This window comes from Grimontia hollisae CIP 101886 (assembly GCF_000176515.1).
GTDB classification, from domain to species: Bacteria; Pseudomonadota; Gammaproteobacteria; order Enterobacterales; family Vibrionaceae; genus Enterovibrio; species Enterovibrio hollisae.
Genome location: NZ_ADAQ01000005.1, coordinates 37,793 through 50,949, shown reverse-complemented (window position 1 = coordinate 50,949; position 13,157 = coordinate 37,793). Strand labels below are relative to the sequence as shown.

At 49.6% G+C, this 13,157-nt stretch carries 12 protein-coding genes, 7 tRNA genes and 1 pseudogene; all 20 read left to right on the top strand.

Features of this window, described 5'->3' with window-relative positions:
• The first annotated feature begins 78 nt into the window (after positions 1–78).
• The gene (locus VHA_RS00545; RefSeq protein WP_040527907.1) at positions 79–468 is read left to right on the top strand and encodes a F0F1 ATP synthase subunit I; all 390 of its coding nucleotides are present in this window, start codon (positions 79–81) and stop codon (positions 466–468) included.
• An 8-nt stretch (positions 469–476) separates the two neighbouring features.
• Positions 477–1,280, top strand: a complete 804-nt coding sequence (gene atpB / locus VHA_RS00540; RefSeq protein ID WP_005500771.1) for a F0F1 ATP synthase subunit A — start codon at positions 477–479, stop codon at positions 1,278–1,280.
• A gap of 75 nt (positions 1,281–1,355) precedes the next feature.
• Positions 1,356–1,610 carry a F0F1 ATP synthase subunit C gene (atpE, locus tag VHA_RS00535; RefSeq protein WP_002540812.1) on the top strand — a complete coding sequence of 85 codons (255 nt, stop codon included), beginning with the start codon at positions 1,356–1,358 and terminating at the stop codon, positions 1,608–1,610.
• A gap of 49 nt (positions 1,611–1,659) precedes the next feature.
• Entirely contained in the window at positions 1,660–2,130 is a 471-nt protein-coding gene (gene atpF, locus VHA_RS00530; protein WP_005500769.1) for a F0F1 ATP synthase subunit B, read from the top strand.
• A 15-nt stretch (positions 2,131–2,145) separates the two neighbouring features.
• The gene (atpH, locus tag VHA_RS00525; RefSeq protein WP_005500767.1) at positions 2,146–2,679 is read left to right on the top strand and encodes a F0F1 ATP synthase subunit delta; all 534 of its coding nucleotides are present in this window, start codon (positions 2,146–2,148) and stop codon (positions 2,677–2,679) included.
• 16 nt (positions 2,680–2,695) lie between these two features.
• Positions 2,696–4,237 carry a F0F1 ATP synthase subunit alpha gene (gene atpA, locus VHA_RS00520; RefSeq protein ID WP_005500765.1) on the top strand — a complete coding sequence of 514 codons (1,542 nt, stop codon included), beginning with the start codon at positions 2,696–2,698 and terminating at the stop codon, positions 4,235–4,237.
• A 45-nt stretch (positions 4,238–4,282) separates the two neighbouring features.
• The gene (gene atpG / locus VHA_RS00515) at positions 4,283–5,149 is read left to right on the top strand and encodes a F0F1 ATP synthase subunit gamma (protein ID WP_005500764.1); all 867 of its coding nucleotides are present in this window, start codon (positions 4,283–4,285) and stop codon (positions 5,147–5,149) included.
• Between the two features lie 36 nt (positions 5,150–5,185).
• Complete coding sequence (atpD, locus tag VHA_RS00510) at positions 5,186–6,589, top strand: F0F1 ATP synthase subunit beta (protein WP_005500762.1); 1,404 nt, start codon at positions 5,186–5,188, stop codon at positions 6,587–6,589.
• Positions 6,590–6,607: 18 nt separating this feature from the next.
• Complete coding sequence (locus VHA_RS00505; protein ID WP_005500760.1) at positions 6,608–7,030, top strand: F0F1 ATP synthase subunit epsilon; 423 nt, start codon at positions 6,608–6,610, stop codon at positions 7,028–7,030.
• 273 nt (positions 7,031–7,303) lie between these two features.
• Complete coding sequence (glmU, locus tag VHA_RS00500; protein WP_005500757.1) at positions 7,304–8,665, top strand: bifunctional UDP-N-acetylglucosamine diphosphorylase/glucosamine-1-phosphate N-acetyltransferase GlmU; 1,362 nt, start codon at positions 7,304–7,306, stop codon at positions 8,663–8,665.
• Between the two features lie 122 nt (positions 8,666–8,787).
• Positions 8,788–8,862 (top strand) — tRNA-Gln (locus VHA_RS00495).
• Between the two features lie 2 nt (positions 8,863–8,864).
• Positions 8,865–8,941, top strand: a tRNA-Arg gene (locus VHA_RS00490).
• Between the two features lie 39 nt (positions 8,942–8,980).
• Positions 8,981–9,065 (top strand) — tRNA-Leu (locus VHA_RS00485).
• Positions 9,066–9,101: 36 nt separating this feature from the next.
• Positions 9,102–9,176: transfer RNA gene (locus VHA_RS00480), tRNA-Gln, on the top strand.
• Between the two features lie 11 nt (positions 9,177–9,187).
• A tRNA-Met gene (locus tag VHA_RS00475) sits at positions 9,188–9,264 on the top strand.
• An 86-nt stretch (positions 9,265–9,350) separates the two neighbouring features.
• Positions 9,351–9,437: transfer RNA gene (locus VHA_RS00470), tRNA-Leu, on the top strand.
• A gap of 46 nt (positions 9,438–9,483) precedes the next feature.
• A tRNA-Leu gene (locus VHA_RS00465) sits at positions 9,484–9,568 on the top strand.
• A gap of 210 nt (positions 9,569–9,778) precedes the next feature.
• A complete protein-coding gene (locus VHA_RS00460; protein ID WP_005500755.1) occupies positions 9,779–10,543 on the top strand; it encodes a DeoR/GlpR family DNA-binding transcription regulator in 765 nt (254 codons plus the stop codon).
• Positions 10,544–10,559: 16 nt separating this feature from the next.
• Positions 10,560–12,395: a glutamine--fructose-6-phosphate transaminase (isomerizing) gene (gene glmS / locus VHA_RS00455; protein ID WP_005500754.1), complete on the top strand. Its 1,836-nt coding sequence runs from the start codon at positions 10,560–10,562 to the stop codon at positions 12,393–12,395.
• A gap of 242 nt (positions 12,396–12,637) precedes the next feature.
• A pseudogene (locus tag VHA_RS19070) lies at positions 12,638–13,148 on the top strand (transposase); the annotation flags it as partial.
• Positions 13,149–13,157: the final 9 nt, after the last annotated feature.

Sequence of the window (13,157 nt, the reverse complement as noted above, 5' to 3'; positions counted from 1 at the left end):
AAGGGTGACCCGTATAATTTTCGCAGTTTTCCCAGCACGACCAAGGTGCTAAGAGGAAAGGAATCGAGGAACGAATACATGGTATCGACGCTCACGCGACCCGGTCGCAAGCTTGCGAAAAGGTTGCTGCTGTTACAAGTGTGCGTCGTGTTAGCAACGGCAATCTTGATGGTCGCGGCCATCAATGTCGACTGGGGAGTTTCCGCACTCATTGGCGGTGGCATTTTTGTCATTGCCAACGCAGCCTTTGCGTTGTGCGCATTCCTTTTTGGTGGAGCAAGAGCAGCTAAGCTCGTTGTAGCATCATTCTACAGTGGTGAAGTGCTCAAGATTTTGCTGACTGTCGCGTTGTTTTCCGTTGTTTACCTGTATGCCGAGGTGGAACTTATTCCCCTCAAACTGACCTATTTGCTGGTTCTTGGGATCAACATCCTTGCACCAGTTTTATTCATTAACAACAACAAATAGGATGAGTTATGGCTGCGCCAGGTGAAGCGCTTACACCCTCCGGTTATATCTCCCACCACTTAACCAACCTGTCTACGGATAAGCTGGGCCTGGTGGAGGAAGGTAGTTTCTGGGCGGTGCATATTGATAGCCTGTTTTTCTCTATTGTCATTGGTATCGGCTTTTTATGGCTGTTCCGATCAGTGGCGAAAAAAGCTACAACAGGAGTTCCGGGCAAGCTTCAGTGTATTGTAGAAATGTTGGTGGAGTTCGTTGATAACAACGTACGTGAAACCTTCCATGGAAAGAATCCACTGATTGCGCCTTTGGCTCTGACCATTTTCGTCTGGATATTCCTGATGAATACGATGGATTTAATTCCCATCGATTTTATTCCTTATCCAGCGGAGCAGCTTGGTATTCCTTACATGAAGGTGGTACCGACAGCTGATGTAAATATCACATTGGCAATGGCACTGGGTGTGTTTTTCTTGATGATTTTCTACAGCATCAAGATTAAAGGCCTGGGTGGCTTTGCTAAAGAGCTGGCTCTTCACCCGTTCAATCACCCACTCATGATCCCGTTCAACCTGCTGCTTGAAGTGGTGTCGCTGCTGGCGAAACCCATCTCACTCGGTATGCGTTTGTTCGGTAACATGTTTGCCGGTGAAGTGGTATTTATCCTGATTGCGGCTCTTTTGCCGTGGTGGGCGCAATGGTTGGGTTCATTACCGTGGGCTATTTTCCACATTCTGGTTATTACCATCCAAGCGTTCGTCTTTATGATGCTGACCATTGTGTACCTGTCTCAGGCACATGAAGACTCACATTAATAAAAGATTTTTTAAGTAAGCAACTTTGTTAGACCTTCCGGCAAATAAGCCGACAACAAGAAACTGGAGATAGTGATGGAAACTTTATTGAGCTTTTCTGCAATTGCCGTTGGCATCATTGTAGGTCTTGCTTCCCTAGGTACAGCGATCGGCTTCGCATTGCTTGGCGGTAAATTCCTTGAAGGTGCTGCTCGTCAACCAGAAATGGCTCCAATGCTGCAAGTTAAGATGTTCATCATCGCTGGTCTGCTGGATGCGGTTCCAATGATTGGTATCGTAATCGCACTGCTTTTCACCTTCGCAAACCCATTCGTTGGTCAGCTGGGTTAAGTCGCCTGATTATACCTGTAGTTAACTATTGGGAGATGGAGAAGCCGTTATGAATATGAACGCTACTCTTATCGGCCAGGCGATCGCGTTTACCATGTTTGTGTGGTTCTGCATGAAGTATGTATGGCCGCCTATCATGCAAGCGATTGAAGAGCGTCAGAAAAAAATTGCTGACGGTCTTGCGGCGGCTGAGCGTGCCGCGAAAGACCTGGATTTGGCCCAGGCTAATGCTTCTGATCAATTGAAAGAAGCAAAGCGCGCAGCAAGTGAAATCATCGAATCGGCGAACAAGCGTAAAGCACAAATTCTTGATGAAGCCCGCGAAGAAGCAAAAGCTGAACGTGAGAACATCCTTAACCAAGGAAAGGCTGAACTGGAAGCTGAACGTAACCGTGCCCGCGATGAACTGCGCAAACAGGTCGCTACTCTGGCCGTAATGGGTGCTGAGAAAATCCTTGAGCGCTCTATCGACGAGAATGCGCATAAAGATATTCTCGACAAAATCACTGCAGAACTTTAACAAGGAGGGGCAGCTATGTCTGAACTGACTACTATCGCACGCCCCTACGCTAAAGCAGTCTTCGATCTGGCCGTGGAAAAAGGCGAATTGGACCAATGGTCCGAAATGCTGGCTTTCGCTGCCGAAGTTGCCCGCAATGAAACCATGGCAGACTTTCTGGATGGTTCTAATTCAGCTGAAAAGTTGACTGAGGTTTTTCTCTCAGTGTGTGGCGAGCAGCTCAATGAATTCGGCCAGAACCTGATTAAGGTAATGGCGGAAAACGGACGCTTAAAAGCAATGCCAGCAGTATGTGCCCAGTTCATGGCGCTTCGCCATGAGTTAGAAAAGCAGGTTGACGTAGAGGTCATTTCTGCTGTCGCGCTGGAACAAGCGCAACTGGACGCTATTGCCAGTAAGCTGGAAGCCCGCCTTGAGCGAAAAGTGAAGCTGAACTGTAGTGTAGACGAGACCCTGGTTGCCGGGGTTGTGATTCGAGCTGGAGACTTGGTCATCGATAACTCAGTAAGTGGCCGTATGCGCCGACTGAGCGATGCATTGCAGTCTTGATTTGGGGAATTGGAGCATGCAACTTAATTCCACGGAAATTAGCGACCTGATCAAACAGCGTATTGAAAAATTCAACGTTGTAAGTGAAGCGCGCAACGAAGGTACCATCGTGTCAGTCAGCGACGGTATCATTCGCATCCATGGCCTTGCAGATGCAATGCAAGGTGAAATGATTGAACTACCTGGCAACCGTTTTGCTCTGGCGCTTAACCTTGAGCGTGATTCAGTCGGTGCGGTTGTTATGGGTCCTTATGCCGACCTTCAGGAAGGCATGAAAGTAACGGGCACTGGTCGTATTCTGGAAGTACCGGTAGGCCCTGAATTGCTGGGCCGTGTGGTCAACACCCTGGGTGAGCCTATTGACGGTAAAGGCCCTATCAATGCATCACTGACTTCTCCTGTAGAAGTGATTGCACCGGGTGTAATCGCACGTCAATCGGTAGACCAACCAGTACAAACCGGCTACAAAGCGGTTGACTCAATGATCCCAATTGGCCGTGGCCAGCGTGAGCTGATCATCGGTGACCGCCAGACCGGTAAAACGGCGCTGGCGATTGATGCGATCATCAACCAGAAAAACTCTGGTATTTACTCTATCTATGTCGCTATTGGCCAGAAAGCGTCAACCATCGCTAACGTGGTACGTAAACTGGAAGAGCATGATGCACTGAAAAACACCATCGTGGTTGTCGCATCTGCGTCTGAAGCCGCTGCACTGCAATATCTGGCACCTTATGCTGGCTGTGCGATGGGTGAATACTTCCGTGACCGTGGTGAAGATGCGCTGATAGTTTATGATGATCTGTCCAAGCAAGCTGTTGCTTACCGTCAGATTTCTCTGTTGCTGCGTCGTCCACCGGGCCGTGAAGCATTCCCTGGTGATGTTTTCTACCTCCACTCCCGTCTGTTGGAGCGTGCAGCACGTGTAAATGCTGACTACGTTGAGAAATTCACCAACGGTGAAGTGACAGGCAAAACCGGTTCTCTGACCGCATTGCCAATCATTGAAACCCAAGCGGGTGACGTCTCCGCATTCGTACCGACCAACGTTATTTCGATCACTGATGGTCAGATCTTCCTGCAAACGGAGCTGTTTAACGCCGGTATCCGCCCAGCGGTTGACCCAGGTATTTCGGTATCCCGTGTAGGTGGTGCTGCGCAGACCAAGATCATCAAGAAGCTGTCTGGTGGTATCCGTACTGCACTGGCTCAGTATCGTGAACTGGCGGCGTTCGCCCAGTTTTCTTCTGATCTGGATGAGGCAACCAAGAAGCAGCTGGATCACGGTCAGAAAGTCACTGAGCTGATGAAGCAAAAGCAATATGCACCAATGTCTGTGTTTGAACAGGGATTGATGATTTTTGCAGCAGAAAAAGGCTACCTGTCAGACATTGAGCTGAACAAACTGGCTGATTTCGAATCTGCTCTGCTTGCATATGCGAAAGGTTCGTTTGCCGAGCTGGTAGCACAGATCGATGAGACCGGTGACTACAACAGCGACATTGAAGCGCAACTGGTTAAGCTGGTTGAAGACTTCAAAGCAACGCAAACCTGGTAATGCGTAGAAGGCCGCTTAGCGGCCTTCTAATAACGGAGAGTAACGATGGCCGGCGCAAAAGAAATTCGTAACAAGATCGGAAGTGTTAAAAGCACACAGAAGATCACCAAAGCGATGGAAATGGTTGCCGCTTCTAAAATGCGTCGTTCACAAGACGCGATGGAAGCCTCCCGTCCATACGCAACTACTATGCGCAAAGTGATCGGTCACGTCGCACTTGGTAACCTCGAGTACCGCCATCCTTATATGGAAGAGCGCGAAGCCAAGCGCGTTGGTTACATCATCGTATCTTCAGATCGCGGTCTGTGTGGTGGTTTGAACATCAACCTGTTCAAACGTGCCATCAGTGATATGCAGGCTTGGAGCCAAAAAGGTGTGGAAATAGAAACCGCACTGATTGGTGCCAAAGCCACAGCATTCTTTAACAGCTACGGCGCAAATGTATCTGCACAGGTATCCGGTATGGGTGACAGCCCATCACTGGAAGACCTTATCGGTACCGTCGGTGTGATGCTGAAGAAATATGATGAAGGCCAACTGGATCGCCTGTATCTGGTGTTCAATAGATTTGTCAACACCATGACGCAGGAGCCAGTGATCGATCAATTGCTGCCTTTGCCTAAGTCGGAAGACGAAGAGATGCAGCGCAACCATGCTTGGGACTATATCTATGAACCTGAGCCAAAACCTCTGCTGGATACCCTGTTGGTTCGCTATGTTGAATCCCAGGTTTATCAGGGCGTGGTAGAAAACCTCGCCTGTGAACAAGCGGCGCGAATGGTTGCGATGAAGGCTGCAACAGACAATGCAGGGAATCTGATTGATGAACTGCAACTGGTGTATAACAAAGCCCGTCAGGCTGCAATTACCCAAGAGCTGTCGGAGATTGTCTCCGGTGCAGCCGCGGTGTAAGGCAAGGGCCAACGAACTATTTTTAGAGGAATAACGATGGCTACAGGTAAGATCGTTCAGATCATCGGTGCGGTAGTCGACGTAGAGTTTCCACAGGAGTCAGTACCTCAGGTATATGATGCCCTGAATGTGAAACGTGAAGGCGAGCGTCTGGTGCTGGAAGTTCAGCAGCAGCTGGGTGGTGGTATCGTCCGTACCATCGCAATGGGTTCGTCAGATGGTCTGCGTCGTGGACTGGAAGTAGAGAACACAGGTAAGCCAATTGAAGTACCAGTTGGTGTAGAAACACTTGGCCGTATCATGAACGTGCTGGGTGACGCAATCGACGAGCGTGGCGATATCGGTGAGAAAGAGCGTTACTCTATCCACCGTGAAGCGCCAAGCTATGAAGACCAATCGAATGCAACCGAACTGCTGGAAACCGGCGTGAAGGTTATTGACCTGGTTTGCCCATTCGCGAAGGGTGGTAAAATCGGTCTGTTCGGTGGTGCGGGCGTAGGTAAGACCGTTAACATGATGGAACTTATCAACAACATCGCACTGCAGCACTCTGGTCTGTCTGTTTTCGCCGGTGTGGGCGAACGTACCCGTGAAGGTAACGACTTCTATTACGAAATGCAGGAAGCTGGCGTTGTAAACGTTGAGAACCCAGCAGAATCGAAAGTAGCAATGGTTTACGGCCAGATGAACGAGCCACCGGGTAACCGTCTGCGCGTCGCACTGACAGGCCTGACCATGGCTGAAAAATTCCGTGACGAAGGCCGTGACGTACTGCTGTTTATCGACAACATCTACCGTTACACCTTGGCAGGTACCGAAGTATCGGCACTGCTTGGCCGTATGCCTTCTGCAGTAGGTTACCAGCCTACACTGGCAGAAGAGATGGGTGTGCTTCAGGAGCGTATCACCTCAACCAAGACTGGTTCTATCACCTCGGTTCAGGCGGTATATGTTCCTGCGGATGACTTGACTGACCCATCACCGGCGACCACGTTTGCCCACTTGGATGCGACAGTTGTACTTTCACGTAACATTGCAGCGCTGGGTCTGTACCCTGCCATCGACCCACTGGATTCGACGTCACGTCAGCTGGATCCTCTGGTGATCGGCCAAGAGCATTATGATGTGGCCCGTGGTGTACAGTCTGTACTGCAGCGCTACAAAGAGCTGAAAGACATCATTGCGATTCTGGGTATGGACGAACTGTCAGAAGACGACAAGCTGGTGGTGGCACGTGCACGTAAGATTGAACGTTTCCTGACTCAGCCTTACCACGTAGCAGAAGTCTTTACCGGCCAGCCAGGTGTGTATGTTTCGCTGAAAGACACCATTGCAGGCTTCAAAGGCCTGTTGAACGGTGAGTACGATGATATCCCTGAGCAGGCATTCCTGTACTGTGGTGGTATCGAAGAAGTACTGGAAAAAGCGAAGAACCTGTAATAGCTGGTAGGAGGCGACATGGCAGCGATGACCTTCCACCTGGATGTAGTAAGCGCAGAGAAACAACTGTTTTCTGGTCGTGCTGAATCTATTCAGGTAACTGGTAGCGAAGGTGAACTGGGTATTTTTCCTGGTCACACCCCGCTGCTGACCGCCGTCACGCCCGGCATGATCCGCATTACCAAGCAACACGGCCATGAAGAGGTGATATACCTTTCTGGCGGTACGCTGGAAGTGCAACCAAGCACAGTGACTGTGCTGGCTGATACCGCAATCCGCGGTGTTGACTTGGATCAGGCTAAGGCAGAAGAAGCGAAGCGCCGTGCAGAGGAGCGTATCCTCAATAAGAACGGAGACATGGACTTTGCTCAGGCGGCCAGTGATCTGGCCAAAGCGATTGCCCAGCTACGAGTCATCGAGCTGACGAAAAAGGCACGCTAAACACCAGGTGACACAACCAAGCTGAAAAGGCGGCCAGAGGGTCGCCTTTTTTCTTTTCACGTATAACAGTGTTGTTGTTTTTTATCTTCGTTGGCCGTTTGGCAAACAGAAAGGCTATTGACTCTGGGTTTGGGCCTGAAACTGTCTGGCATTTTCTATGAATTGACGGATATTTATCAAATTCTTGTGGGGGTGAATCCCGCTTTTCCTCGTGAAACGTTACAATAAGCGCCATTGTTTTGAAGCAGAACATCTAAACCAAGGATATATTCCATGAATTTCAGTGCGGTTATTCTGGCTGCGGGTAAAGGAACCCGTATGTATTCCAACCTGCCAAAAGTGCTTCACACCCTGGCGGGGAAGCCCATGGTCAAACACGTCATTGATACTTGCTCTTCACTGGGGGCAAAAAGACTTCATCTGGTCTATGGTCATGGTGGTGAAGCGATGAAGGCGGCATTAGCCGATGAACCGGTCAACTGGGTATTGCAGGCAGAACAACTGGGGACTGGTCACGCCGTAAACCAGGCCGCACCGGAGTTTGCCGATGATGAGCAGGTACTGGTTCTGTATGGTGATGTACCACTGATCTCTGAGCAAACCATTGAGAACCTGTTAGATGCCCAGCCTGATGGTGGTATTGCACTGCTGACGGTGGTGTTAGATAACCCTGCCGGTTATGGCCGTATTGTGCGCCGTAATGGCCCAGTGGTGGCAATTGTTGAAGATAAGGATGCCTCACAAGAGCAAAAGTTGATTAAAGAAATCAACACCGGTGTGATGGTGGCGACCGGCCGCGATCTGCGTCGTTGGCTCAGCCAGCTCAAGAGCGACAATGCGCAGGGTGAATACTACCTGACAGACGTGATTGCGATAGCTCATGACGAAGGCCGTGCGGTAGAAGCGGTTCATCCTGAAAGCACGATTGAAGTAGAAGGGGTTAATAACCGTATCCAGTTGGCGCGGTTGGAGCGTGCCTACCAGGCGGCGCAAGCAGAAAAATTGCTGGAAAGTGGCGTGATGCTGCGTGACCCTGCCCGTTTTGATCTGCGTGGTCAGCTTCAGTGCGGAACTGACGTTGAAATCGATGTCAATGTCGTCATTGAAGGCTCTGTGACCCTGGGCGATAACGTGGTTATCGGTGCAGGTTGTGTGCTGAAAGATTGTGAAATTGATGACAACACCGTTGTTCGCCCTTACAGCGTGATTGAAGGTGCATCGGTTGGAGAGGACTGTACCGTAGGCCCATTTGCCCGTTTGCGTCCTGGCGCAGAGCTGGTGGAAGATGCCCATGTGGGCAACTTTGTCGAGGTAAAAAATGCCCGTATTGGAAAAGGGTCGAAAGCAAACCATCTAACCTATCTGGGCGACGCGGAGATTGGTGAGCGTGTCAATATCGGTGCAGGGACTATTACCTGCAACTATGACGGTGCCAATAAACATAAAACCGTGATTGAAGATGATGTGTTTGTTGGGTCTGACAGCCAGTTGGTTGCACCCGTGATCATAAAAAAAGGGGCGACGGTGGGAGCGGGTACAACGCTAACCTCTGATGTGGGCGAAGGGCAGTTGGTGATCACCCGTACCAAGGCCCGTACAATCGACGGCTGGAAACGCCCCCAAAAGCGCAGATAAGCCGGGATGCCGAAGAAAAACACCACAAAGGTGGTGTTTTTATAAGGTTGGTTAAATCGGCAGCAAACAAAAGATAGGGGGTTGACGGCTTTTCCAATCCACCCTATTATACGCGCCTCAGTTGGGGTATCGCCAAGCGGTAAGGCAACGGGTTTTGATCCCGTCATTCCCTGGTTCGAATCCAGGTACCCCAGCCAACGCGTCCGTAGCTCAGCTGGATAGAGTACCTGGCTACGAACCAGGCGGTCGGAGGTTCGAATCCTCCCGGACGCGCCATCTCTTTCCCTTTGTGGGTTGAGGTGAACAATTTAGTATGCGGAAGTGGCGAAATTGGTAGACGCACCAGATTTAGGTTCTGGCGCCGCAAGGTGTGAGAGTTCAAGTCTCTCCTTCCGCACCATGATTTATGCCGTCATGCTCAGAGCGTGACAGCAATTGGGGTATCGCCAAGCGGTAAGGCAACGGGTTTTGATCCCGTCATTCCCTGGTTCGAATCCAGGTACCCCAGCCATGATTCAGGTTGGCTACGTAGCTCAGTTGGTTAGAGCACATCACTCATAATGATGGGGTCACAGGTTCAAATCCCGTCGTAGCCACCACTTATTACGAAAGTCAATGACTTTCAGCTGGATAAGATACGCTGCCAGTATTTGTGAGAGTGACACTCAATATCCGGCGAAAAAATGCGATGGTGGCGGAATTGGTAGACGCGCTAGCTTCAGGTGTTAGTGTCCTTACGGACGTGAGAGTTCAAGTCTCTCCCTTCGCACCAAACTTCACTTAAACCTTGGGTAAGAAAGGCTTAAGTACAACAATTTGCGGAAGTGGCGAAATTGGTAGACGCACCAGATTTAGGTTCTGGCGCCGCAAGGTGTGAGAGTTCAAGTCTCTCCTTCCGCACCATGATTTAGAGCAGGTTTAAAGCCTGCTTTTTTTCTATCTGGGCATTCAAATCCTTCTTTGGGTGCTGCTTTCGCACATCACCTCCCTAACTCTCTGTATAATATCTCGTTCTGTGCATTGGATCATACTTGTCGTGATCTCTATCATATTTATTCTTGAACTTTGGTTTAAAGTTTATATTATCTTTCGAATCGAAAGTTTGGTGGTTACATGTCGAAACGTAATACTCAACAACGTCGCCACGCGATTGTAGCCATGTTGACTGAACAGGGTGAAGTCAGCGTTGATATGCTTTCAACATTGTTTGAAACATCAGAGGTAACCATCCGAAAAGACCTTGCTGAGCTTGAGAAAAATGGGTTACTGCTACGTCGGTATGGAGGTGCAGTGCCGGTTCCTCATGAAATGGTTTCGGAAAATTCAGAAAAAGTTTCGGAACAAAAGTTATCTATTGCAAAAATGGCAGCAGCCCGGATCCGTGACCATAATCGTATTGTGATTGACAGCGGATCGACAACAGCGGCACTGATCCCGCTTTTAAACCAAAAGCGAGGATTGGTGGTGATGACTAACTCCCTGACTGTTGCGCAGGCGATCAAGGAACTGGAGAACGAACCGACACTGCTGATGACGGGCGGAACTTGGGATCCGCATTCTGAGGCGTTTCAGGGCCAGGTTGCAGAGCAGGCGCTGCGTTCGTATGACTTTGACCAGTTGTTTATTGGCGCAGACGGGATTGATGTCAGCCGTGGTACGACAACCTTTAACGAAATCGTAGGCTTAAGCCGGGTGATGGCGGAAGTTTCAAGGGAAGTGGTGGTGTTGATTGAATCGGAAAAAATTGGCCGCAAGATCCCTAACCTCGAATTGCCCTGGGAAGCTATCACCACCGTAATCACGGACAGCCAGCTGGATACAGCCACCAAACAGGCAATAGAAAATACGGGCACAGAAGTGATCTGCGCCCCTGATTAAAACCTTGGGGATTGATATGTGTGGAATTGTGGGTGCAGTAGCACAACGGGATGTTGCAGAAATTTTACTCGAAGGGCTTCGCAGGCTGGAATACCGAGGCTATGACTCAGCAGGGCTCGCGGTCACAGACAGTGAAAACCAGCTTCGCCGTCTGCGCCGTTTGGGTAAAGTGCAGATGTTGGCAGAGGCACTGGAAAGCCAACCGTTGAGTGGTGGCACCGGTATTGCCCATACCCGCTGGGCGACCCATGGTGAGCCTAGCGAAGCCAATGCTCACCCCCACATGTCCGGGGAAAATATCGCCATTGTTCACAATGGCATCATTGAAAATCATGAACGGCTCCGTGAATTGTTGGTCTCCCGTGGTTACACGTTTACTTCGCAAACCGATACCGAAGTGATTGCTCACCTCGTTGACTGGGAGTTGTCTCAGGGCGGCAGTTTGATGGAGGCCTTCCAGCGCACAGTCAAACAACTGGAAGGGGCATATGGCACGGTTGTGATGGACAGGCGCGATCCGGAACGCCTGATTGCTGCGCGTTCCGGCAGTCCATTGGTGATTGGCCTTGGGATTGGTGAAAACTTCCTCGCATCAGATCAACTGGCGCTGTTGAATGTGACGCGTCGTTTTCTTTTCCTTGAAGAAGGAGATGTAGCAGAAATCACCCGCCGTGAAGTGAATATCTTTGATGTACGAGGGGAACGTGTTGAGCGTCAGGTACATGAATCGTCGATAGAGCATGACGCTGCGGACAAAGGCCATTATCGCCACTACATGCAAAAAGAAATCTTTGAGCAGCCTTTAGCACTGATGAATACCCTTGAAGGGCGTATTGATACTGACAGCGTCCTGGTAGACAGCATTGGTCATGGTGCTAGCGATATTCTGGCGAAGACTGAGCACATCCAGATCGTGGCGTGTGGAACCTCTTACAACGCCGGTATGGTCGCGCGTTACTGGTTTGAAGATATTGCCGGTGTGAGCTGTGATGTGGAGATTGCGTCTGAGTTCCGTTACCGCAATTTTGTCACCCGTCCGAACAGTTTATTGATCACCCTGTCGCAATCCGGTGAAACAGCAGACACCCTGGCAGCCCTTCGCAAAGCCAAAGAGCGTGGCTTTATGGCAGCAATGACGATTTGCAACGTGGCCGGCTCCTCGCTGGTGCGTGAATCAGATCTGGCGTTTATGACCCGTGCCGGCGCGGAAATAGGCGTGGCATCCACGAAAGCGTTTACTACCCAGTTGGCCTCTCTGCTGATGTTGGTCACCGCAGTGGGTAAGCAAAAAGGGGTGATAAACAGCGACAAGGAAAAAGCCATTGTTGATGCCCTGAACCGACTGCCGGCTACCATGGAGCAGGCACTGGCGTTTGATAAAGAGATTGAACAGCTGGCAGAAGATTTTGCCGATAAACATCATGCGCTGTTTCTGGGTCGGGGGGAGTACTATCCCATTGCTGTGGAAGCATCACTCAAGCTCAAGGAGATTTCTTACATCCATGCTGAAGCGTATGCAGCCGGTGAACTGAAACACGGTCCACTGGCGCTGATTGATGCGGATATGCCGGTTATCGTGGTAGCGCCCAATAACGAACTGTTGGAGAAATTGAAATCCAACATTGAAGAAGTTCGTGCCCGTGGTGGTCAGCTTTATGTGTTTGCAGATAAAGATGCGGGTTTTGAAGCAAGTGAAGGGATGACGATTGTTGCAATGCCACATGTCGATGAGGTGTGTGCACCGATTTTCTATACCTTGCCGATGCAGTTACTGTCTTACCATGTCGCTCTAATTAAAGGCACCGATGTGGATCAACCCCGTAACCTCGCGAAAGCTGTCACTGTGGAATAGGCGGATGACAATCTGGGTACGTTGATGAATAAGGCTCCATAAGTTTCATACTAAGTAATAAAGTACCATACCAAGTATTAAAGTATCATGCTAAAAGGCAGCGATCTCATCGGTACGCTGCCTTTTCAAAAACATTTATGCTCTATTCGAAGTTACGTCTAATTGACTTATTATTTCATCGCCCCGTGACTTGACTTACTTTTGATCATTCTGGAAGTGGCTACAATACCTGTGTCTATTCATGGAGTTGGGATATCAGTTGCTTACCCTCTGTAATTAAAGGTAAGCACTACTACCTTTATCTGATTATGGACATTTTTAGTCGAAAAATCGTTGGTGCCGCAGTATTTGAACAGGAACTTAGGCAACAGTCGCAGAGCTGCTGCAAAGAGTGGCGTGGAGTGAAAAATGTGTAACATCGCAAGTAGTCTTTTACTCAGATAATGGGCACCCATGCGGAGTTTTACGCTATTGGAAAAAATGCAGGATCTGGGCGTCATTAGTTCTTATTCACGCCCGAGAGTGAGCAATGATAATCCATATTATGAATCTCTATTCAGAACCATTAAATATCATCCTGCTTGGCCTTCTGATGGGTTCCGGTCACTAGACGATGCTAGAGCTTGGGTAGCGGAATTTACTCATTGGTACAACGAAGAACACAAACATAGTGGTATCAAATATGTTACTCCCCAGCAAAGGCATAACGGTGAAAATGTAGATATACTTCTTAAACGCAAACATATCTATCGGCAAGCTCAA

Bases quoted from the DNA above. Each gene is read 5' to 3' on its own strand.
- VHA_RS00505 (WP_005500760.1), top strand. From the start codon at position 6,608: ATGGCAGCGATGACCTTCCACCTGGATGTAGTAAGCGCAGAGAAACAA.
- atpD (WP_005500762.1), top strand. From the start codon at position 5,186: ATGGCTACAGGTAAGATCGTTCAGATCATCGGTGCGGTAGTCGACGTA.
- VHA_RS00460 (WP_005500755.1), top strand. From the start codon at position 9,779: ATGTCGAAACGTAATACTCAACAACGTCGCCACGCGATTGTAGCCATG.
- atpE (WP_002540812.1), top strand. From the start codon at position 1,356: ATGGAAACTTTATTGAGCTTTTCTGCAATTGCCGTTGGCATCATTGTA.
- atpB (WP_005500771.1), top strand. From the start codon at position 477: ATGGCTGCGCCAGGTGAAGCGCTTACACCCTCCGGTTATATCTCCCAC.
- atpF (WP_005500769.1), top strand. From the start codon at position 1,660: ATGAATATGAACGCTACTCTTATCGGCCAGGCGATCGCGTTTACCATG.
- atpG (WP_005500764.1), top strand. From the start codon at position 4,283: ATGGCCGGCGCAAAAGAAATTCGTAACAAGATCGGAAGTGTTAAAAGC.
- glmU (WP_005500757.1), top strand. From the start codon at position 7,304: ATGAATTTCAGTGCGGTTATTCTGGCTGCGGGTAAAGGAACCCGTATG.
- glmS (WP_005500754.1), top strand. From the start codon at position 10,560: ATGTGTGGAATTGTGGGTGCAGTAGCACAACGGGATGTTGCAGAAATT.
- atpH (WP_005500767.1), top strand. From the start codon at position 2,146: ATGTCTGAACTGACTACTATCGCACGCCCCTACGCTAAAGCAGTCTTC.
- atpA (WP_005500765.1), top strand. From the start codon at position 2,696: ATGCAACTTAATTCCACGGAAATTAGCGACCTGATCAAACAGCGTATT.
- VHA_RS00545 (WP_040527907.1), top strand. From the start codon at position 79: ATGGTATCGACGCTCACGCGACCCGGTCGCAAGCTTGCGAAAAGGTTG.